The sequence below is a fragment of the Streptomyces sp. B21-105 genome (genome assembly GCF_036898465.1).
Classification (GTDB): domain Bacteria; phylum Actinomycetota; class Actinomycetes; order Streptomycetales; family Streptomycetaceae; genus Streptomyces.
The window spans coordinates 7940683-7960586 of record NZ_JARUMJ010000001.1; the positions used below are offsets into that span (position 1 = coordinate 7940683).

Genomic DNA, 19904 nt, shown 5'->3' on the forward strand with positions numbered 1-19904 from the left:
CACGGGTAGTGAGGAACGCGGTGTCCCGTGTTGCTCACGAGTCAGAGGAGGTGTCGTGGACCATATATCCGCCGACGCCGTTTTCATACAACGCCCCATCGTCGTGCACACCCTGATACCCGCCTCCCCAGGCGGGTATCTTCGTGCCCGGCCCGTCGCCGGGGGCGAGGCCCGATGACCGCGCCGCGTCCCGGGTTCCCGGGCGAACCGGCGGCGGGCACGCTCGGCGGCCACGCGGTCCGTCAGTTACTGCGACTGAGCGAGATCGCGGGACTGTCCGCAGTCGACGCCGAGGTCTACGCGCGCACGCTTCTCGACGTGCTGGGACCCGTCGCCGAGCGCCCCCTGGAACTGCCGCCGCCCAGCCGCAGCTTCCTCTCGGACGATCACACGCCGGTGGAGTTCTCCCTCTCCTGCGAACCGGGCGCCCCGCCGACGCTGCGGGTGCTCCTCGAGCCGGGGGCCGGCGCCGGCGACCTGACGGACAACGGCCGCGCCGGACTGCGGGTGATACGGGAGATGGGCCGGCGCTGGGGCTTCGGCACCGACCGGCTCGACGACCTGGAGGACCTGTTCTTCCCGCCCTCGCCCGAGGGGCCGCTGGCGCTCTGGTGCGCGCTGGAGCTGCGTCCCGGCGGTGTCCCCAAGGTCAAGGCCTACCTGAATCCCGCGGCCTCGGGAGAGAGAAGGGCCGCCAAGACCGTACGGAAGGCTCTCAAGCGACTCGGTCACCACGAGGCGTTCAAGGCGCTCCCGGACGGCGACCGCCTGCTGTTCTTCGCCCTGGACCTCGGCGACTGGGCGGAGCCGCGGGTGAAGGTCTATCTCGCGCACCACGACCTGTCGGCCCCGGAGGCGGCCGCCCTGTCGCGCACGGGCGACGGGTCCGGCAGCGCGGAGATCGAGGAGTTCTTCCGCATCGTGACGGGGGAGGAGCACGACCCGCGATTCGTCCGCCGGCCCGTCCAGACCTGCCATGCCTTCACCGAGACGGCGACCGGTCTGCCGAGCGGCTTCACCGTCTACATCCCGGTCCGCGACTACGCCCGGCACGACGGCGAGGCCCTGGACCGGGCCGTGGCACTGCTCTCCCGCCACGGCATCGACCCGGGGCCGGTGCTGCGCGCCTCGGCCGCCGTCACCTCGCGGCAGCCGGAGGACGGTGTGGGACTCGTCGCCTATCTGGGACTGGCCCACCAACGGGGCCGTCCGCCCCGGGTGATGACGTACATCTCCTCGGAGGCGTACGAGGTCCGGCCGCCCGCGGTCGTGTCGCCGACCGACCTGCCGGCCGACGTGCCCGTGGAGGTGCCGGTGGACGTTTCGGCAGAAGTGCCGTCCGTCGTCCCGCCGCCGGCTCCCGTGCCTGCCGAGGCGTGAGCGTCGTGGTGGTCCGCACCCGGGAGTGAGAACGCCGAGGGGGGCCGTGCGCCGACGTCGTCGAACCGCTCCCCTCGCCCGTACGAGTCCCAAGCCACCGGGGCGCCCCTCCCGGTGGGTGGACGGACGCTCCTGGCTCGTCCCCGTTCTCGTCGACACCGACGCCGACATCAGGTGACGCGACGTCACTCCGCCCGCAGCTCCTCCAGGTAGGGCGCGACGTTGACCTGGATCGACGCTCCCTGCACCTGACCGTACTGACCGGCGATGCCGTCCAGGTAGCCGGAGATCTCCTTGCGCATGACCTCCCGCTCCGGCAGCGTCGCCCTGCCCGCCGCGATCCGTGCCACCCAGCGGGACTGGGCCTCCACCAGACGGGTGATGGAGCCGTGCGGGCGGACCAGGCCGACGAAGTGCAGACCGGGGTGGTCGGGCGCGACGACCCGCTTGTACAGCTCGACGGAGCCCTGCGGGCCGATCGGGCAGCCCGCCGGGAGGAACGGGTACGCCATGCGGTACCCCGTGCAGTGGACCACCGCGTCGGCGGGCACGGAGGTGCCGTCGGTGAAGACGACGCGGTCGGCGTCGAGGCGCTCGATCGCGGGCTTGGGGACGACCCCGCCGTGCCGGATACGGGTGAGGATCTCGTCGGAGACGGTCACGGCCGAAGCGAAGATCGGATGGTCCGGCTCGGGCAGCCCGTAGTCCGAGAGCTTGCCGCGCGCGATGAGCAGTGCCTGCTCGATGAAGCGGCGCTGCTCCGCGAGGGTCATGGCCGTCCACCACGTCGCCTCCGCGACGTCGTCCAACGGCATGCCGAAGAGCTGCTTGGGCACGATGTGCAGCCCCCGGCGCACGGACAGGAAGGTCTGCGCGGCGTACCGGGAGAGGTCGGCGGCGATGTCCACCGCCGAGGCCCCCAGCCCCACCACGACGACCCGCCGGCCGGTGAAGTCGCTCCCGTCGCGGTAGTCGAGTGCGTGGAGGACCGCTCCTTCGAACGTGTCGGAACCCGGGAGCGGAGCGGGCAGGACCGGTTCGGTGTTGTGCCCCGACGCGACGACGACATGGCTGAAGTCGCGTGTGGTGCGCCGCCCTTGGGCGTCCCGGCTGACCACCGTCCAGGAACCGCCGGCGCTCCGCGTGACGGACTCGACCGTCGTCCCCAGCTCGATGCGGTCCGTCACGCCGGCCCACTCGGCGAAGTCACGCAAGTACGCGGCGACGTCACTGTGCTTCGGGTAGACGGGGTAGGAGTCGGGCATCGGGTAGTCGGCGTAACCGGTGAGGCGCTTGTTGGTGTTGAGGTGCAGCGAGAGGTAGCCCGGCCCGCGTTCGCCGGCCTGCGCCTGCCGCCAGAGCCCACCGACCTCGGGCGCCTGCTCCAGGACGACGAAGTCGACGCCCTCGGATTTCAGAGCGTGTGCCGCCGCCAGCCCCGACAGCCCCGCACCGATGACACACAGACTCACGCGTTCCCCCACAGAAAAGACACCGATCTTTCGCGCACGGGCAATGGCATGCCCGTTCGGCACACACGCCACGCTTCGCACACCCGCGACAAGGATCACAGACGTGTTCGACCGGCCGAGGTGGAGCGGCGAGCATCAGTGGGTAGGGCGGACTTCGTGGGGCGGCCACCCACTTCGGGCGAGCGGCTGCGTGCGGCCGGTTACGGCAAGGTGTTGCGCGCGGACTGGCTGCGGGCGGTTGCGCAGGGGGCTACGCGGGGGCGGCTGCGGGCAAGGGGCTACGGCCGGGCGGTCACGGGCCGAGGGCTGTTGCGCGGGCGATCACGGGCAGGCGGCTGCGTGGGGGCGGTTACGGGTGGAGGGCTGCGCGCGGGCGGTTACGGGCGGGGGGTGGCCCACAGGCCGCGGACGTGTCCCAGGTGCCGGGTCATGACCTCGCGCACCGCCCGCTCGTCGCGGGCCAGCAGGGCGTCGAGGAGCTCCAGGTGTTCCTCGGCGGAGGCCAGCAGCCGCCCCGACGCGGACAGGGCGGTCAGCCCGTACAGCCGGGCCCGGCCGCGCAACTCGCGGACCACCTCGACGAGATGGGAGTTGCCGGCGAGGGCCAGCAGGCCCAGGTGGAAGCGGGTGTCGGCCTCCACGTAGGCGATGAGGTCGCCCGCGACCGCGGCGGCGACGATCTCGCGGGCCGCCGGACGCAGCGCCTCCAGGGACACCGGGTCGGCGGTGGTGGCCAGCGCGACCACGGTGGGGATCTCGATGAGCGCGCGGACGTGGGTGTACTCGTCCAGCTGCCGGTCGGAGACGTCGGTGACCCGGAACCCCTTGTTCGGGACGGCGTCGACCAGGCCCTCCTTCGCGAGGTCCAGCATCGCCTCGCGCACCGGGGTCGCCGAGACGCCGAAGCGGGCGGCGAGGGCCGGCGCCGAGTACACCTCGCCGGGCAGCAGCTCACCCGCGATCAGCGCGGCCCGCAGGGCGTCGGCGACCCGCTCGCGGTAGCTGCTGCGACGGCCGCCGAGCACCGGCAGGGCGGGCGCGGGCACTGCGGCCCGTGCGGGTGCCGCGGCCTGTGCGGGTGCAGCGGCCTGTGCGGGCATTGCGGCCTGTAGAGGTGCCGCGGCCTGTGCGGGCGCCGGTGAGGCGGGGGTCCGGCTGCTGGTGCGCGGGGCGGCCATGGGGGATCTCCTCGGACAGCTGTGCAATGTCACGTGCCACCAGTATCTATGCACCGGTCGGCTGTGCGGCGGGCACGTGTCTCGCGCGGTGCGGGCCGGTGGGCCGGACGCCGGTCAGAGCACGAAGCCGGCCGGGAAGGGGTCCGTGGGGTCCAGCAGGTACTGGGCCGTGCCGGTGATCCAGGCGCGGCCGGTGAAGCTGGGCAGCACCGCCGGACGCCCGGCGACCTCCGTCCGCCCGAGGAGCCGGCCCGTGAAGCGGGTACCGATGAACGACTCGTTCACGAACTCGGTGTGCAACGGCAGTTCACCTCGCGCGTGCAGCTGCGCCATGCGGGCACTGGTCCCGGTGCCGCACGGGGAGCGGTCGAACCAGCCGGGGTGGATGGCCATCGCGTGCCGGGAGTGCCGGGCGGTGGCGCCGGGCGCGTACAGGTGGACATGGTGGCAGCCGCGGATGGACGGATCCTCCGGATGGACCGGCTCCTCCTCGGAGTTGATCGCCTCCATGAGCGACAGCCCGGCGTCCAGGATGTCGTCCGCGCGGGCGCGGTCGAAGGGCAGCCCGAACTCCTCCAGCGGCAGGATCGCGTAGAAGTTCCCGCCGTACGCCAGGTCGTAGGTGACCGTGCGGCCGTCTGGCAGCACCGCCTTGCGGTCCAGCGCGACCGCGAAGGAGGGGACGTTGTGCAGCGTGACGGAGATGGCCGCCCCGTCCTCGACCGCCACATCGGCGACGACGAGCCCGGCCGGGGTGTCCAGCCGGATCGTGGTGACCGGTTCGACGACCTCGACCATGCCCGTCTCGACGAGCACGGTCGCCACGCCGATCGTGCCGTGCCCGCACATCGGGAGATAGCCGGACACCTCGATGTACAGGACGCCCCAGTCGCAGTCCGCCCGGGTCGGCGGCTGGAGGATCGCGCCGCTCATCGCGGAGTGCCCGCGCGGCTCGTTCATCAACAACTGCCGGACGTCGTCCCGGTGTTCGCGGAACCACAGCCGCCGCTCGTTCATGGTCGCGCCGGGAACGACGCCGATGCCGCCCGTGATCACCCGGGTCGGCATCCCTTCGGTGTGCGAGTCGACGGCGTGCAGGACGAGCTTGCTGCGCATGAGGTCCCTCTCCGGTCCGTGGGTTGCCCGACGTGCGACGCGCCCGCCGGGCGGTCGTCGTCCGCCGGTGTGGTGCCGTGACGGGGTGGGCGGCGGTGGTGGGGCGTCCCAGGTGGGTCGTCCGGTGTGCGCGCCGCGGGAGGGCGCGTCACGCGAGGCCTGCGGCGACGGCCTTCTCGGTGGCCGCGCGGACGGCCGCCTCCTGCTCCGGCAGCAGCGGGACCCGTGGCGGACGGCAGCGGCCGCCGTGCCGGCCCACCACGTCCATCGAGAGCTTGATGGCCTGGACGAACTCGACGCGCGAGTCCCAGCGCAGCAGCGGATGCAGTTGACGGTAGAGGGGGAGCGCGGTGGTGAGGTCACCGGCGACGGCGGCCCGGTACAGCTCCGCCGACGCCCTCGGCAGCGCGTTCGGGTAGCCGGCCACCCAGCCCTTCGCGCCGGCCACGGCCAGCTCCAGCAGCACGTCGTCCGCGCCGACCAACAGATCCAGTTCGGGGGCGAGTTCGGCGATGCGGTAGGCGCGGCGCACATCGCCGGAGAACTCCTTGACGGCGTGGACGTGCCCCTCGCCGTGCAGCCGCGCCAGCAGTTCGGGCACGAGGTCGACCTTGGTGTCGATCGGGTTGTTGTACGCCACGACCGGCAGGCCCGCCCGGGCCACCTCCGCGTAGTGGGCGACGACGGCCCGCTCGTCGGCGCGATAGGCGTTGGGCGGCAGCAGCATCACCGCCGAACAGCCCGCCCCGGCCGCCTGTTCGGCCCAGCGCCGGGCCTCGACCGAGCCGTACGCGGCGACCCCGGGCATGACGCGCGCCCCGCCCACGGCGGCCACCGCGGTCTCCACCACCCTGGCGCGCTCCTCGGGAGTGAGCACCTGGTACTCGCCCAGTGAGCCGTTGGGTACGACGCCGTCGCAGCCGTTCGCCACCAGCCAGGCGCAGTGCTCGGCATACCGGTCGTGGTCGACGCGGAGGTCGTCGTCGAACGGCAGCGCGGTGGCGACGAGGACGCCGTGCCAGGGGCGCCGCCGGGAGGCGGGGGAGGAGAGAGTCATGCGCGGGTCCCTTCGCGAGCGGTGACGCGGGGTGAGGTGTGACATGTCACGGGGTCGCCGGTGGATCGGTCGGGGCGTCCGCCAGGACGCCGAGCGGCACCGGGCGGGCCAGCAGCCGTCGTGCCGGGGTGAGCGCGCAGCCTGCCACACCGGCCACGCCGGGCTCGCACATGCGGCCCTGACACCAGCCCATGCCGGCCCTGGTCAGCAGTTTCACGGTGCGCAGATCACCGGCGCCGAGGGCGTCGACGGACTCGCGGACGGCGCCGGCGGACACCTCCTCGCAGCGGCACACGACTGTCTCGGCGGTCACCTGCTCCGCCCACCGCACGGGCTGCGCGGCATACGCGGCGTCCAGCGCTGTGAAGAAGGCCCGCAGCCGGTCACGGGTCCGGGCGGCCGGGGCCCAGCCGTCCGGGTCGGGAATCCGTCCCGTCAGTCTCGCCGCCGCCGACCGTCCGGCGATGTGTCCCTCCGCCAGCGACAGTGTCGCGCCGCCGACGCCCGTGGTCTCGCCCGCGGCCCAGACGCCGGGCACGTCGGTGCGCTGTTCGGCGTCGACCCACACGCCCGGTCCGTCGAGGCGGCAGCCGAGCCCGTCCGCGAGATCCGTGTGCGGCAGCAGACCGTGGCCGACGGCGAGGGTGTCGCAGGACAGCCGCCGTTGGCTGCCGGGCACGGGACGGCCGTCGGCGTCCAGCGCGGCCACGGTGACGGACTCCAGGCGCTCGACGCCATGGGCCTCCAGCACGGCATGACGGGTCATCACCGGAATGCGCCGGTAGGCCAGTCGGGCGGCGAAGGCGGCTCCCTCGGCGAGCTTCGCGGGTGCCGCCGCCCCGGCGCGGGCGCCGCGTGCGAGGCCTTTGGGGCCGGCCGACTCGACCAGGGCGACGACCTGGGCGCCGGCCGCCGCGAGTCCGGTCGCCACGGGCAGCAGCAGGGGGCCGGTGCCGGCGACGACGGCGGTACGGCCGGGCAGCGACAGCCCTCCCTTGAGCAGCGCCTGCGCACCGCCCGCGGTGACCACTCCGGGCAGGGTCCAGCCGGGGAACGGCAGGACCTTCTCGTATGCCCCGGTCGCCAGCAGCACCGCGTCGGCCCGCACGGCGGCGGACTCCGTCTGCCGCGGACCGAGCAGTGCGTGCACGACGAGAGCACCCGACTCCCGCTCCACACACCAGACATGACGATCACTCAGGTGCGTGACGCGGCCCGCGTCGACGTGGGTGTCGAGGCCGGCGCGCAGACGCTCCCAGGTGCGCCACTGGTGGTGCAGCGCCTCGGGGCGCCGGGCGCCGAGGCCGCGCGCGGGCTGCCGGTAGAACTGCCCGCCCGCCTCGGCGGCGGAGTCGATCAGCATCACGCGCACGCCGCGCGCCGCGGCCGCCACGGTGGCGGCGAGCCCGGCCGGGCCGGCGCCGATCACCGCGAGGAGCGGGCGGCGTTCACTCATCGTGGCCCGTCCCGGCCTGCGAGCGGACGACGGCCCCCGGTGCGGCCGGCACCAGGCAGGCCCGCTGGTCGGGGCGGCCGTCGACGGTGACGAGACAGTCGAAGCAGACTCCGATCCCGCAGAACACCCCGCGCGCCCGCTCCGCCCCGCGAGTCGTGCGCCAGGCCGTGACACCGGACGACCACAGGGCGGCGGCGAGGCTCTGCCCGGGCAGGGCCTGGATCTCCCGGTTGTCGAAGGTGACGGTGAACGGGGCGCCGGGACGGGCCCGGACCAGCCTCAGGGGGTTCACTGGGGGCCTCCTCGCTGAAGGGTTACGCACGGTCGGATCGGTCGGATCGGTCGGAACGATGGGAACGGTCGGATCGGTCGGATCGGTCGGAACGATGGGAACGGTCGGATCGGTCGGCAGGACGGCCGGGGGGCGGGGAATGGTGTGCGCGGTGCGGGCGGTCGAAGGGGGCGGAGGGGTCGAAGCGGTCGGGCCGGAACGGCGTCAGGTCCAGCTCCGGGCTCGCGTCGGTGAGCATCTGTGCGAGGAGCCGGCCCGTGCCGGTGGCGAGACCGATGCCCGCGCCCTCGTGTCCGCAGGCGTGGAACAGTCCGGGCGCCCGGGGGTCCGGGCCGATCGCGGGCAGGTGGTCGGGCAGGTAGGGGCGGAAACCGAGGTAGGTGCGCATCGCCCGGACGTGTTCCAGGAACGGGAACAGGCGGGTGGCCCCCGCCGCCAGGGCCCGCACGACCGGCAGTGAGAAGGACCTGTCGAACCCGACCCGTTCCCGGCTCGCGCCGATCAGTACGGGCCCGGCTGCGGTGCCCTCGACGACCGGGGAGGTCTGCAGGGCCGCCGAGTCGCTCGCCACGTCGGCCACGTAGTCGGCGGCGTACACCTTGTGCCGTACGCGCGGCGGCAGCGGCTCGGTGACCAGGACGAAGCCACGGCGGGGCAGCACGGGCAGCCCGACGCCGGCGAGCGCGGCGACCTCCGCTCCTTCGACGCCCGCCGCATTGATCACGGCCGGCGCGAGGATGTCGCCGCGGTCGGTCCGCACGCCCCGCACCGCGCCGCCCGGGCCGCGCAGGATCCGGGTCACCGTACGGCCGGTCTCCAGCCGTGCACCCGAGGCGCGCATCAGGTGGGCGGCGGCGAGGCTGGGCATGACCTGGGCGTCCTGCGGATACAGCACGCCGCCGGCGAGCCCCGGCGCCAAGTGGGGTTCCAGATCCTGAAGTTCACCCGCGTCGACAGGCACGGCCCGTACCCCGGCGGCGCGCTGCCCGGCCGAGAGGACCGTCAGCGCGGTGAGGGACTGGGCGGTCGACGCCACCACGAGGCCGCCCTTGGGCTCGTACTCCACGGCCGCGGCGAGCTCCTCCTGGGCCAGCTCGTGCCACAACCGGGAGGACAGCAGCGCCAGTTGGAGCTCGGGACCGGGCTCCTTGTCGGAGACGAGGAGATTGCCCTCGCCGGCGCCGGTGGTGCCGCCGGCCACCGGGCCCCGGTCCACCACGATCACGTCAAGACCGGCTCGCGCCGCGTACAGGGCACAGGCCGCGCCGACCATGCCCGCGCCGACGACCACCACGTCACCGCTCGGTCGCTTGGTCACGCCAGTAATATGTCACATGGCGCTGAGTCGAGGAAGAGGGCTTACAGGCGCGGCCCGATGGCTCATTGAGCCGGCCCGCTCAGCCCATTCAGCCCATTCAGCCGGCCCGCTGAGCCGCCGCGCTCAGTCGAACTCGCTGGGTTCGGGGGCCGGAGTGCGGCCCTCCCGGACGTCCTTGAGCCGTGTGGTGCCGTGACTCACCGCGTCCTTGGTGCTGTCGTGGTCCGCACCGTCGTAGCCGCCGTTGGTCACGGTGATCGCGTCGTCCCCGACCCGTACGGCCGCGACGTCCAGGGTGAGGGTCACCTTCGAGCCGCCGGAGGTCCCGGCCACCGTCACGGTGATGCCCTCACGGGCGTCCCCCGACTTCGGGAGGGAGGCTTCGACGACCTGCACGGTGCGGGTGGAGCCGTCGGACGCCTTCGCGGTGAACTCGTCGCACTCGGTGGTCAGCGACCCCAGCCAGTCCAGCGACTTGTCCAGGTCGTCCCGGTCGTAGGCGGCGACCTGGTAGAGCAGCCGGGAGTCGCCCTCGGTGAAGCCGGTGAGCTCCGACGCGCCGGACGGGCGGCCCAGCAGGTCGTCGCCGTACAGCCCGTCGAGCAGCCGCTGGCAGTCGGCGGCCTGTGTCTTGCCCGTGAGGAACTGCTGGGCGTCGACCGTGCCGATGAGCAGTTCGTCCTCCCAGGACTGGGCGGTCTTCTCCGTCACCTGCGACCAGTTGTCCTCCAGGTCGCCCTCGGTGATCAGAGCGGTCCGCGCACCGGCCGACGTCAGCGTGTTCTTGTCGGGGGAGGCGGTGGTCGTCCGTCGGGCCACGGGCGAGGCCGCGACGCCGGAGGCGCTGGCGGTGCTCGAGGCGCGCGACGGGCTGGACGCGCCGTCCTCCCCGTCGGAGCAGGCGGCCGCCGTGGCGAGCAGCGTTCCGGCGGCCAGGACGGCGGTCAGCACGCGCACCGCGTGTACCGCGCGCACCGGGCGGGCCGACCCGCCCGGGCGGCCGGGGCGGGTCGGCCCGGCCGGGCCCGACGGACGGGGCGGGCAGGTCGGGCGGGACGACGGACGAGGGGTGGTCACGGGTACCTCCAGAGGACGGGGTCGGCTGCCCTGCCCTCCACGGCACCACCGGCCGGGCCACCCGACCAGCGCAAGGAGCCGTACGGGTGAAGCCGCGGCGCAGGTGGGGGACGGCCCGGCGGGTGCCGGCCCGCCGGGAAAATGCGGGGTGGTGCGCACCGGGCGCAGGGCATCATGGCGATCCCGTCGCCTGATCGCGGCGCCGGGGTGATCATCGTCGGGGGAACGACCGGGGGGCACCTGTGACCGTCACCAACATCCTGCTGTCCGGCGTCGTCGGCTCGACCGCGTACGGACTCGCCCACGAGGGCTCAGACGTGGACCGGCTCGGCATGTTCGCCACCCCCACCGAGGAACTGCACGGCCTGCACACGCCGAAGGAGTCGCACGTCAGCACGGCGCCCGACCGCACCCTGCACGAGGCCGCGAAGTGGTGCCGGCTCGCGCTCGGCGGCAACCCGACCGTCATGGAACTCGTCTGGCTGCCCGACGAGCTGTACGAGGTGCGCACCCCGCTCGGCGACGAACTCATCGCCCTGCGCACCACGCTGCTCGGCGCCGGGCGGGTCCGCGACGCCTATCTCGGGTACGCCACCCAGCAGTTCCGCAAGCTGCGAAACCGCAGCGAGGACTCTCCCGCGGCGGGCGGCCGCAGACGCAGCGCCAAGCACGCCCGGCATCTCAAGCGGCTGTGCGCCCAGGGGTACGAGCTGTACTCCACGGGGCGGCTGACGATCCGGGTCGAGGACCCGGAGAGCTACCACCGGTTCGGCGAGGAGGTCGCCGCCGATCCCGACGCCGCGCTGCCGCTGCTGCGCCGCGTCGAGGAGGCGTTCGCCGAGACACGCAGCGCCCTGCCGGACCAGCCCGACGAGAGAGCGGCCGACGCCTGGCTGCGACGGGTCCGCAGGCAGTTCTACGCGCCGGCGTAGTCACGTCCCCGGATCCCCACGTCCCCACGTCCCCAGATCCCCACCTCCCCATGCCTGAACGAAGGCACGACGATAATTCGCGTGCCGGGCGGTTCCCTCGCTTCTACACTCGCAACAGATCGAGCGCGGCCGTCCAGGGCGGCGCGCCCGCCGTACCGTGACGAACGAGGGGAGCCCGGCCATGTGTGACCGCACCGCTGCTGCCGTCGCTCCCCGCTCCCGCTACGAGGTGATCCTCGTGTCCTCGTCCGTCCGGTGCCCGCTGCGCGGCCGGCACCGGATCTCCTGACGAAGGTCCGAGCGACACAACAGGCAGTCACTGCAACGTAAGTGACGGTGCGTCATCATGGCTCCGCCGCAGGATCGCCTGCGCCGGTCCGTGGCCTCCGCCCGTCCTCGCCCTCGCCCTCGTCCGGAACATCGCGCTGCCCGTTCCCAGGAACACCCCGAAAGGCCAAGGGCCGTGCGCAACAACCTCGATCGTGACCTCACCCGACTCTCCGTGGTCCGCAACCTGGGCATCCTCGCTCACGTCGACGCGGGCAAGACCACCGTCACGGAGCGGATCCTGTACGCCACCGGGACCACGCACAAGCGTGGCGAGGTCCACGACGGCACCACCGTCACCGACTTCGACCCGCAGGAGCGCGACCGCGGCATCACCATTTTCGCCGCGGCCGTCAGCTGCGAGTGGGAAGGCCACCGCGTCAACCTGATCGACACCCCCGGGCACGTCGACTTCGCCGACGAGGTGGAGCGGTCCCTGCGGGTGCTGGACGGGGCGGTCGCCGTGTTCGACGCCGTGGCCGGCGTGGAACCGCAGAGCGAGTCCGTGTGGCGGCAGGCCGACCGTTACGGCGTGCCCAGGATCGCCTTCGTGAACAAGCTGGACCGGGCCGGCGCCGACCTCGACGCCGCCGTGGAGTCCATCCGCACCCGTCTGCACCCCGTCCCGTTGGTCGTCCAACTGCCGATCGGGACGGAGGACGGCTTCGAGGGCGTCGTCGACCTGCTGCGCATGCGGGCGCTGACCTGGAACGCGGACGGCGGCGACACACCCGTCGAGGCACCCGTGGACACACCCGTGCCGGAAGAGCTGCGGGAGGAGGCGCTGCGCCGGCGCAGGCTGCTGGAGGAAGCCGTGGCGGAGCGGCACCCGGCCGCCCTGGAGGAGTTCTGCGACCAGGGGACGCTGTCGGCGCGGACGCTCTCCGGAGCCCTGCGCGACCTCACCCGCACGGGTGACGGGGTGGTCGTGCTGTGCGGCTCGGCCTACCGCAACCGCGGAATCCAGCCGCTGCTGGACGCCGTCGTCGCCTATCTGCCGTCGCCCCTGGACGTTCCGCCGGTGGCCGGTACGGATCCGGCGGGCACCGGCACCGACGCGGGCGCGGGCACCGGCACCGACGCGGGCGCGGGCGCGGGCAACGATGCCGGCGAGCGGCGTCCGGCCGACCCGGACGCGCCGTTCGCGGCCCTCGCGTTCAAGGTCAACGCCACCCCCACGGGCCGGCTGACCTACCTGAGGGTGTACTCGGGCACGATCGAGAAGGGAGACGCGGTGTGGGAGTCCGGCACGCGGCGCACCGAGCGCATCGGGCGGATCCTGCGGGTGCAGGCCGACCGGCACGCCCAGCTGGAGCGGGCGGTCGCGGGCGACATCGTGGCGGTCGTCGGGCTGAAGGCGGCTCGCGCGGGCTCGACGTTGTGCGCGCCGGAGGCCCCCCTCGTCCTCGAGCCGCCCGGCGTGGCGGCCCCGGTCGTCTCGGTGGCGGTGGAGGCGCGTACGAGTGCCGACGCCGACCGTCTGGCGTCGGCGCTGGCGCGGTCGGCCGAGGAGGACCCGTCGCTGGTGGTCAGGACCGATTCCGAGACCGGTCAGACGCTGCTGTCGGGCATGGGTGAACTGCATCTGGAGGTCGCGGTGGAGAAGATCCGCCGTAGCCTCGGGGTGGAGGTCACCGTCGGCCGTCCGAGGGTGACGTACCGCGAGACGGTCGCCCGGGGCGTGTCCGGTCTCGTCTTCCGGCACGTCAAACAGGACGGCGGGGCAGGGCAGTTCGCCCACATCGTGCTCGACGTCGAACCCCTCGACGCCGGGTCGCCGGGTGCGGAGGGCGGTGCCGCGACCGGGTTCGTGTTCCGGTCGGCCGTCGTCGGCGGACGGGTGCCGCAGGAGTACGTGCGCGCGGTCGAGGCCGGCTGCCGGGACGCCCTCGCCGAGGGCCCACTCGGCGGACACCCGGTCACCGGCCTCAGGGTCACCCTGACCGACGGGGCGACGCACGTGAAGGACTCCTCCGAGACGGCCTTCCGCACGGCCGGCCGGCTCGGGCTCCGGGAGGCCCTGCGCCGTTGCGCGATGGTGCTGCTGGAACCGGTCGTCGAGGTCACGGTCACTGTGCCCGAGGACGTGGTCGGCGGGGTTCTCGGCGACCTCGCCGGCCGTCGCGGACGGGTCACCGACTCGACCGTGCGCGGCGGTTCGGCGATCGTCACCGCGACCGTGCCGCTGGCCGAACTCTTCGGCTACGCGACCCGGTTGCGCAGCCGGACCCAGGGGCGCGGGGCTTTCTCGACCCGCCCGACGGGGTACGCCCCGGCCCCCGCGCCGACGGCGACGCCGACGCGGTAGATCCCGGCGCGGGGCCGCCAGATGTGCGGTCCCGGGGCCCCGGTGCGTGCCCGCGAACAGGTCGTGTTCACGGCGCGCACGGGGGTCCGGGGCGACGGTGGGCGGCCGGGGCGGCAGGCCCCGGCCGCCCACTGTCGGAAACCGGGTGCGAGGCCGCCGTCAGGGGTACGAGACCACCGTCGACGGCACCGTCGACGTGCCGGACGTCGGCGCGCCGAGGTCGTTGATCACGTGCTCGTACTGGCCCTGGCCGCCGAGCGAGACCACCAGCAGGTCGTGGAACTTCACGCCCGGCACGTTCGGGGCGGCGAAGCCGTGGTGCTGGACGATCGTGGGATCGACGTTGTAGAAGCAGTAACTGCCCAGGCCCCAGCCCTCGTGCGCGGTGACGTCGTCGCCGACCTTGTAGGCGGCGTAGCCCTTCAGCGTGCCGTTGCGGATCGCCTCCTGGTTCGGGGCGTCGTAGGCCTTCTCGTTCTGGAAGAAGATCGTGCGGCCGCGCTGTCCGTACCACTGCACGTCGTACTTGTTGAAGTGCTCGACGAACAGGCCCGTCGCCAGCACGTCGTGGCCGTTGACGACGACTCCGTAGTCGGCGCGGTTGGTCTCCCAGCCGACGCCTTCGCCGTGGTCGGCGCGCCAGACCCAGGTGTGGTCGACGATCGTGTGCCGGTTGTTGATGACCATGCTGGTGGTGGCCTTGCCGGGGCCCGCTCCGCCGATCCTGATGAACACGTCCTGCACGGTGGTCGGGTCGGCGGAGTGGTCGCGCCGTGCTCCGGGGGGACCGACCTCCAGCAGGGTCGCGGAGTTGACCGGGCCGGCGTCGATGAGGAAGCCCGCCAGCCGCACACCGCTCACGTCGGCGACCTTCAGCGCCGTGACGCCGTTGTCGGGGATCAGCGTGGCGTAGCCGAGGCCGAGGACGACGGTGCCGGCACGGTTCACCCGGATCGGCCGGTCGAGGTGGTAGATGCCCGGTGTGAGCAGCAGGTGCAGGCCCTGGTCGAGCGCCTGGTTGAGGGTGGCCGCGGAGACGCCCGGCCTGGCCACGTAGAACCGCGACAGGGGCAGCGAACTGCCGCGCGGAGTGCCGCGGCCCCAGGTCACACCGCGTGCGTCGGTGCGCTTGGCGGGCAGGAACACGCGGTAACCGCCGCGGTCGACGTACAGGAACGGTTTCTCCCGGGAGACGGGCGTCGTCTCGAGCGTGGTGTAGGGCGGGCTGGGGAAACTCTGGGCGGGCGCTCCCTCGACGCCCGAGAACACCATGTTCCACACGCCGTTGAGCCAGCTGCCGATGGCACTGTCCCGGGTGTACCACTGCTGCTGCGAGTAGGGGCCGATCTCGCCCTCGATCCGGCTGTCGGCGATGTAGCCGCCGCTGGCCCAACCGAAGCCGGACGGCGCGAGGTTGAGACCGCCGTGGATGTGCATCCGGCGGAACGGGGCCGCCTGGGCGACCGCCCACCGGTTGGTGCCGCTGACCGGGACGAGCGCGAGGTTCTCCGCCGAACGCCAGAAGTTCTGCGTGGCGTTGCCGCCGAACCAGCCCGCGTCGACGGTCACGTCACCGTTGATGGTGGTGTCGTCGGGGGAGAGGCCGAGCCCGGCGATGGAGGTGTAGAAGCCGAGTTGGGCGTTGAGTCCGTGGTAGACGCCGGGCTTGAACAGCAGGGCGTAGCGTCCGGCGCCGAACTGGGCCGACTCCTGCTGCCGGAACACCTCGTCGAGGCGGGCCTGGATGTCGGGGGTCGACGGGTCGAAGACGAGGACGTTCGGCCCGAGGTCACCGCCGCCCGGCAGGGCGCACGGACGCCGCCTGCCACTGCCACTGCCGCGCGAGGCGGCGGCTGACGCGGTGCCGTTCGGCGCCGCGGACGCCACGGACGCTGCAGACGCAGGGCCCGCCGGGGCGGCGGAGGCGGGGGCGGCGGCCATTGCGGTGAGGGCGGGTACGGCTGCGGCCGTGGCTGCGGCCGCGAGCACGGCTCTGCGGCGCACGGCCGGGGTGTCCGACGGCGGCTGGGCCTGGGGCATGGGCGGCTCTCCTCGGTGCGGGCCGCCCACGGGGGAGCGGCTGCCTAAAGGAAGTGAACGGGCACGTGCTTGAGAGCGCTCTCTCAGCGCAGAATGCTTCAACTACCCGAACGTGCGCGTCAAGTGGTGCGACCGGAGTTGTCCGGCCGAAAGGCAGCCCGCGCCGCGTCAGGACGCGGGGACGTGCGTCGGGGCCCGCCGTGGACCGGGCATCGTCAAAACGCCGACGGACGACGCATGGCTCATGCTGCGGCGTAGTCGGCGAGTGAAGGCTCCAACAGGCCGAAGGCGCTGTCCGCCTCCGCGATGACGGTGGCGGAGATCCGGGCGTTGTCCTGGCCGGTGAGGGTGAGTTCCTGGATGCGCTGGAACAGGGCGCGGTGCACGGCGCCGAGCAGGGCGGCGGCGGTGCGGGGGGTGATGTCGCCGCGGGGTGCGCCGGTCGCGTCGGCCAGGGCGTCGGCCAGGGCGGCCTCTCGCAGGTCGTGCAGGTCGCGCAGTCGGGCGGAGAGGGTGGGGCTGTCGGCGATTATGTGCGCGAAGTCGGGGCCGGAGAATCCGGCGACCGGGTCGGCAACCGTGGCCGCGTCGGTGAAGGCGCGGCGCAGGGCCGACAGGGCCGACTCGCCGACCTGACGGCTGGCCACCGTACCGGCCAGGGAGGCGATGAAGGCGTCCTGGTGATCCAGAGCCAGGTCCTCCTTGCGCGGGAAGTAGTTGGTCACCGTCTTCTTCGCCACCCGCGCGGCGACGGCGATCTCGGCGATGGTGGTCTGCTCGAAGCCGTGGGCGAGGAACAGGCCTGTGGCGACGTCGGAGATGAGTTGCCGGGTCTCCTGCTTCTTGGATTCCCGCAGGCCGGGAGGGGATGCGGGCGAGGTTTCACCAGTAGTCATGGAGCAATCTTACCCCCGTAGCATTTTTATGTTGACACCCTAAGTGTGCTCGTAGTAATTGTATGTCTGTCGCAAGTTTCCCCCGGAGCGAAGAACGGATACGCCCATGCCCGAGCGTCACCCCGCTGCCCTTCCGCTCACGCACGTCAAGACCGTCACCTCCCCGACCGGGCGGGACGGCCGAGGCCCGGTTCCGCCCTTCGGCAACCGGCGCCCCGACCGCTCCCTCCTGACACCGGCCCGGCGGATCCCCCCGAAGACCCGCAATCTGCCGCGCCGCTCCGGCTACTGACCCGCACTCACCCAGCACCCGCATTTCCGGCCCACGCGAAGCACACCAGGAGAAGCACCTTGCAGATCACCACGTCCACCGTCTCGCTCACCGTCGACGACGTCGCCGCCTCCCAGCGGTTCTTCACCACCCACCTCGGCTACGCCGAACAGGTCGCCGCCGAGGGATTCGCCTCCCTGTCGCGTGACGACGCCGCGGTGGACATCGTCCTGCTCGCACGGGGCAGCGAGGTGCTGCCGGCCGACCAGCGCGACCGACGCGCCTCCGGCCTGATCCTCGCCTTCACCACCACCGGCATCGAGCTCCAGGAGAAGCAGCTGCGCGCAGAGGGCGTCGAGATCACCATGCCGTTGCGCGAGGAGCCCTGGGGCGAGCGCCTCTTCCAGGTCACCGACCCCAACGGCGTGATCGTCCAGTTCGTCGAGTGGGTCGCCCCGTCCGGATCCGGAAACGCCTGACAGCCCCCGGCCCCACCGCTTCCGGCCACCCCGGGCCGCCCCGACAACACACGGCGCGGACCGGCTTTGTACGACATCGCGCACACCGGCGAAGGAGCTCACCCTTGTCACCTGATCCGACCACCGTTCACCCGCTGCCCGCCCATGACCGCGTGGTGTTCCTCAAGCCGCTGGTAACCTCGCCGAACATCGCCGTGGGCGCGTACACGTACTACGACGACCCGGACGGCGCCACGGACTTCGAGCGCCGCAACGTCCTCTACGCCTACGGGCCGGAGCGACTCGTCATCGGCAGGTACTGCGCCATCGCCTCGGGAACCAGGTTCCTGATGGCCGGCGCCGAGCATCCGACGATGGGCGTCTCGACGTACCCGTTCACCATGTTCGGCGGCCGGTGGACCGAGCAGACCCTGCACATCGTCACCGCCATGCCCAGCCGCGGCGACACCATCGTCGGCAACGACGTCTGGTTCGGATACGGGACGACCGTCATGCCCGGCGTACAAATCGGCGACGGCGCCATCATCGCCGCCCATGCCGTGGTCACCGCCGACGTCCCGCCCTACACGATCGTCGGCGGCAACCCGGCCAGACCGATCCGACAGCGCTTCGACGACGCCGACATCGAGCGGCTGCAGCGCGCCGCCTGGTGGGACTGGCCCGCCGACCTGGTCACCGAACACGCCCACACCATCATGGCCGGAACACCCGCCGACATCGAACGCATCGCCACCGAGCACGGACAGGGGGAGTCCCTTTGAGTCAGGTGACCCGGGCGTCCATCGAAGAGCACACGGTGGCCGACCACACGGCCGGACCCTACGCCCTCACCACGGGACCGGACGGCGCCCTGTGGTTCACCCTCGTCCATAGCGGCCGGATCGGCCGCCTCGTCCCCGGCGAGGAGCCGACGAGCCACCGGCTCGACCCCGACTGCGGGCCGACCGTCATCACCCAAGGCCCGGACGGCGCGCTGTGGTTCACCGAGTACCCGGCGGACCGGATCGGGCGGATCACCACCGGCGGCGTCGTCGAGGAGTTCGCATTGCCCGGCTCCGGACGCGGGCCGTTCGGCATCGCGGCGGGACCCGACGGCGCGCTGTGGTTCACCGAGACCGCCGCCGACCGCATCGGCCGCATCACGACAGAGGGCGCCGTCACCGAGTTCCCGCTCCCCGCCACGGGCGCGTTCCCGTCCGCGATCACCGCCGGCGGGGACGGCGGGATGTGGTTCACCCTCAACCAGGCCCACGCGATCGGGCGGATCGAGATGAACGGCACGATCAGCCTTCACTCCCTGCCGACGAACGATGCGGGGCCGGTGGGGATCGCGGCGGGACCCGACGGTGCGCTCTGGTTCACCGAGATCGCCGCCGGCCGGATCGGCCGGATCGATCCCGACGGGCGGATCACCGAGTTCCCGCTGCCCGACCGCGACGCACGGCCGCACGGCGTCACCGTCGACGGACAGGGCACCGCCTGGTTCACCGAATGGGGAGGCAACCGCGTCGGCATGATCACCCCCGCCGGCACGGTCACCGTCCACGACCTGCCCACGCCCCACTCCGAACCGCACGGCATCACCATCGGCCCTGACGGCGCCGTGTGGACCGCCCTTGAGATCGGCGCGCTCGCCCGCATCGCCCCGCCGGACAGCACCGACTGAACAGACACCCCCCTTCCCGCACCGTCAGCAGTGGCCGCCCGTACGGCGGCAGGAGAGGAAGCCCCATGAAATACGCACTCGTGATCTTTGAGACGGACGAGTCACGCCGCCGGATTCAGGACGACCGGGCCGCCTACCGCAAGGAATACGAAGGCTGGATCGGCAACCTGGCCGCGGCCGGCAAACTGGTCGGCGGCGAGGCCCTGGAGACAGAGCACGCCACTCCCGCGACGATCCGCAGAACGGTCGAGGGGACATCGGCAGTGACCGACGGGCCTGCGCAGACCGGCGAGGAGACCCTGGGCGGCTGGTTCATCGTCGAGGTGGCCGACCGCGCGGAAGCCGTCGAGCTGGCCAAGAGCCTCCCCACCCAGGAGACCATCGAGATCCGCCCGATTCTCGAATCCGCCTGAACAACGCCGGGGCCCGGCCCTATGGCACACCGCCCGGTCTCGGGGCCGCCGCTGTCGTGCCGCCTGGCGGCAGCCGTCCGGGGCGGACGAGCCATCATCGCGCAGCGAGCGGGAGCCGACTTCCAGGTGCGGTTCGTACGTCACGCGGACATCGTCCGCGACCACCGGGACCGGGACCGCGACCGGGACCGGAATCGGGGCCGGGGCCGGGGCCGCAAGGCAGTCT

Annotated in this window: 18 protein-coding genes; 8 read left to right on the top strand and 10 right to left on the bottom strand. The window is 72.8% G+C overall.

The window, feature by feature from the left end; genetic code table 11:
* The first annotated feature begins 174 nt into the window (after window positions 1–174).
* Window positions 175–1380: a tryptophan dimethylallyltransferase family protein gene (locus QA802_RS35545; RefSeq protein WP_319170370.1), complete on the top strand. Its 1206-nt coding sequence runs from the start codon at window positions 175–177 to the stop codon at window positions 1378–1380.
* Between the two features lie 185 nt (window positions 1381–1565).
* Here QA802_RS35545 and QA802_RS35550 read toward each other — a convergent pair whose 3' ends face one another.
* The 8 genes from QA802_RS35550 to QA802_RS35585 form a co-directional block, all read right to left on the bottom strand.
* The gene (locus QA802_RS35550) at window positions 1566–2852 is read right to left on the bottom strand and encodes a flavin-containing monooxygenase (protein WP_319170371.1); all 1287 of its coding nucleotides are present in this window, start codon (window positions 2850–2852) and stop codon (window positions 1566–1568) included.
* A gap of 377 nt (window positions 2853–3229) precedes the next feature.
* On the bottom strand, window positions 3230–3952 hold the full coding sequence (locus QA802_RS35555; RefSeq protein ID WP_319170416.1) for a GntR family transcriptional regulator: 723 nt from the start codon (window positions 3950–3952) through the stop codon (window positions 3230–3232).
* A gap of 192 nt (window positions 3953–4144) precedes the next feature.
* Complete coding sequence (locus tag QA802_RS35560; RefSeq protein ID WP_334531602.1) at window positions 4145–5146, bottom strand: proline racemase family protein; 1002 nt, start codon at window positions 5144–5146, stop codon at window positions 4145–4147.
* Between the two features lie 148 nt (window positions 5147–5294).
* Window positions 5295–6203, bottom strand: a complete 909-nt coding sequence (locus QA802_RS35565; RefSeq protein WP_334531605.1) for a dihydrodipicolinate synthase family protein — start codon at window positions 6201–6203, stop codon at window positions 5295–5297.
* A gap of 46 nt (window positions 6204–6249) precedes the next feature.
* Complete coding sequence (locus QA802_RS35570; protein ID WP_334531608.1) at window positions 6250–7659, bottom strand: FAD-dependent oxidoreductase; 1410 nt, start codon at window positions 7657–7659, stop codon at window positions 6250–6252.
* A complete protein-coding gene (locus QA802_RS35575) occupies window positions 7652–7951 on the bottom strand; it encodes a (2Fe-2S)-binding protein (protein WP_319170375.1) in 300 nt (99 codons plus the stop codon). Before QA802_RS35575 ends, QA802_RS35570 begins: the two co-directional genes overlap by 8 nt.
* Window positions 7952–7973: 22 nt before the next feature.
* Entirely contained in the window at window positions 7974–9224 is a 1251-nt protein-coding gene (locus tag QA802_RS35580; RefSeq protein WP_443042314.1) for an NAD(P)/FAD-dependent oxidoreductase, read from the bottom strand.
* Window positions 9225–9392: 168 nt separating this feature from the next.
* Complete coding sequence (locus QA802_RS35585) at window positions 9393–10220, bottom strand: hypothetical protein (protein ID WP_334535076.1); 828 nt, start codon at window positions 10218–10220, stop codon at window positions 9393–9395.
* Between the two features lie 368 nt (window positions 10221–10588).
* On the opposite strand from QA802_RS35585, the gene QA802_RS35590 reads away from it, so the two are divergent.
* Together QA802_RS35590 and fusA are read left to right on the top strand one after the other, a co-directional pair.
* Complete coding sequence (locus tag QA802_RS35590; protein ID WP_334531614.1) at window positions 10589–11278, top strand: nucleotidyltransferase domain-containing protein; 690 nt, start codon at window positions 10589–10591, stop codon at window positions 11276–11278.
* A 463-nt stretch (window positions 11279–11741) separates the two neighbouring features.
* Window positions 11742–13913, top strand: a complete 2172-nt coding sequence (gene fusA / locus QA802_RS35595) for an elongation factor G (RefSeq protein ID WP_334531617.1) — start codon at window positions 11742–11744, stop codon at window positions 13911–13913.
* A gap of 159 nt (window positions 13914–14072) precedes the next feature.
* Here fusA and QA802_RS35600 read toward each other — a convergent pair whose 3' ends face one another.
* Both QA802_RS35600 and QA802_RS35605 read right to left on the bottom strand, forming a co-directional pair.
* Window positions 14073–15953 (bottom strand): pectate lyase-like domain-containing protein, encoded by a 1881-nt coding sequence (locus QA802_RS35600; protein ID WP_334531619.1) that lies wholly within the window; start codon window positions 15951–15953, stop codon window positions 14073–14075.
* 242 nt (window positions 15954–16195) lie between these two features.
* The gene (locus tag QA802_RS35605) at window positions 16196–16849 is read right to left on the bottom strand and encodes a TetR/AcrR family transcriptional regulator (protein ID WP_334531622.1); all 654 of its coding nucleotides are present in this window, start codon (window positions 16847–16849) and stop codon (window positions 16196–16198) included.
* 106 nt (window positions 16850–16955) lie between these two features.
* Here QA802_RS35605 and QA802_RS35610 point away from each other — a divergent pair, with 106 nt between their 5' ends.
* From QA802_RS35610 to QA802_RS35630, 5 genes are all read left to right on the top strand, one after another.
* Window positions 16956–17141 carry a hypothetical protein gene (locus tag QA802_RS35610; RefSeq protein ID WP_334531625.1) on the top strand — a complete coding sequence of 62 codons (186 nt, stop codon included), beginning with the start codon at window positions 16956–16958 and terminating at the stop codon, window positions 17139–17141.
* A 59-nt stretch (window positions 17142–17200) separates the two neighbouring features.
* Complete coding sequence (locus tag QA802_RS35615; RefSeq protein ID WP_334531627.1) at window positions 17201–17599, top strand: VOC family protein; 399 nt, start codon at window positions 17201–17203, stop codon at window positions 17597–17599.
* Window positions 17600–17703: 104 nt separating this feature from the next.
* Window positions 17704–18360 carry a CatB-related O-acetyltransferase gene (locus QA802_RS35620; RefSeq protein WP_334531630.1) on the top strand — a complete coding sequence of 219 codons (657 nt, stop codon included), beginning with the start codon at window positions 17704–17706 and terminating at the stop codon, window positions 18358–18360.
* Window positions 18361–18365: 5 nt separating this feature from the next.
* Window positions 18366–19265 carry a Vgb family protein gene (locus QA802_RS35625; protein ID WP_334535077.1) on the top strand — a complete coding sequence of 300 codons (900 nt, stop codon included), beginning with the start codon at window positions 18366–18368 and terminating at the stop codon, window positions 19263–19265.
* Window positions 19266–19330: 65 nt separating this feature from the next.
* Window positions 19331–19678 carry a YciI family protein gene (locus QA802_RS35630; protein WP_334531633.1) on the top strand — a complete coding sequence of 116 codons (348 nt, stop codon included), beginning with the start codon at window positions 19331–19333 and terminating at the stop codon, window positions 19676–19678.
* Window positions 19679–19904 lie beyond the last annotated feature (226 nt).

Excerpts from the sequence above, each read along its gene's own strand:
- QA802_RS35565 (WP_334531605.1), bottom strand. The coding sequence starts at position 6,203 with ATGACTCTCTCCTCCCCCGCCTCCCGGCGGCGCCCCTGGCACGGCGTC.
- QA802_RS35600 (WP_334531619.1), bottom strand. The coding sequence starts at position 15,953 with ATGCCCCAGGCCCAGCCGCCGTCGGACACCCCGGCCGTGCGCCGCAGA.
- QA802_RS35560 (WP_334531602.1), bottom strand. The coding sequence starts at position 5,146 with ATGCGCAGCAAGCTCGTCCTGCACGCCGTCGACTCGCACACCGAAGGG.
- QA802_RS35580 (WP_443042314.1), bottom strand. The coding sequence starts at position 9,224 with ATGGTCGGCGCGGCCTGTGCCCTGTACGCGGCGCGAGCCGGTCTTGAC.
- QA802_RS35630 (WP_334531633.1), top strand. The coding sequence starts at position 19,331 with ATGAAATACGCACTCGTGATCTTTGAGACGGACGAGTCACGCCGCCGG.
- QA802_RS35570 (WP_334531608.1), bottom strand. The coding sequence starts at position 7,659 with ATGAGTGAACGCCGCCCGCTCCTCGCGGTGATCGGCGCCGGCCCGGCC.
- QA802_RS35555 (WP_319170416.1), bottom strand. The coding sequence starts at position 3,952 with ATGCCCGCACAGGCCGCTGCACCCGCACAGGCCGCGGCACCCGCACGG.
- QA802_RS35605 (WP_334531622.1), bottom strand. The coding sequence starts at position 16,849 with ATGACTACTGGTGAAACCTCGCCCGCATCCCCTCCCGGCCTGCGGGAA.
- QA802_RS35545 (WP_319170370.1), top strand. The coding sequence starts at position 175 with ATGACCGCGCCGCGTCCCGGGTTCCCGGGCGAACCGGCGGCGGGCACG.
- QA802_RS35610 (WP_334531625.1), top strand. The coding sequence starts at position 16,956 with ATGCCCGAGCGTCACCCCGCTGCCCTTCCGCTCACGCACGTCAAGACC.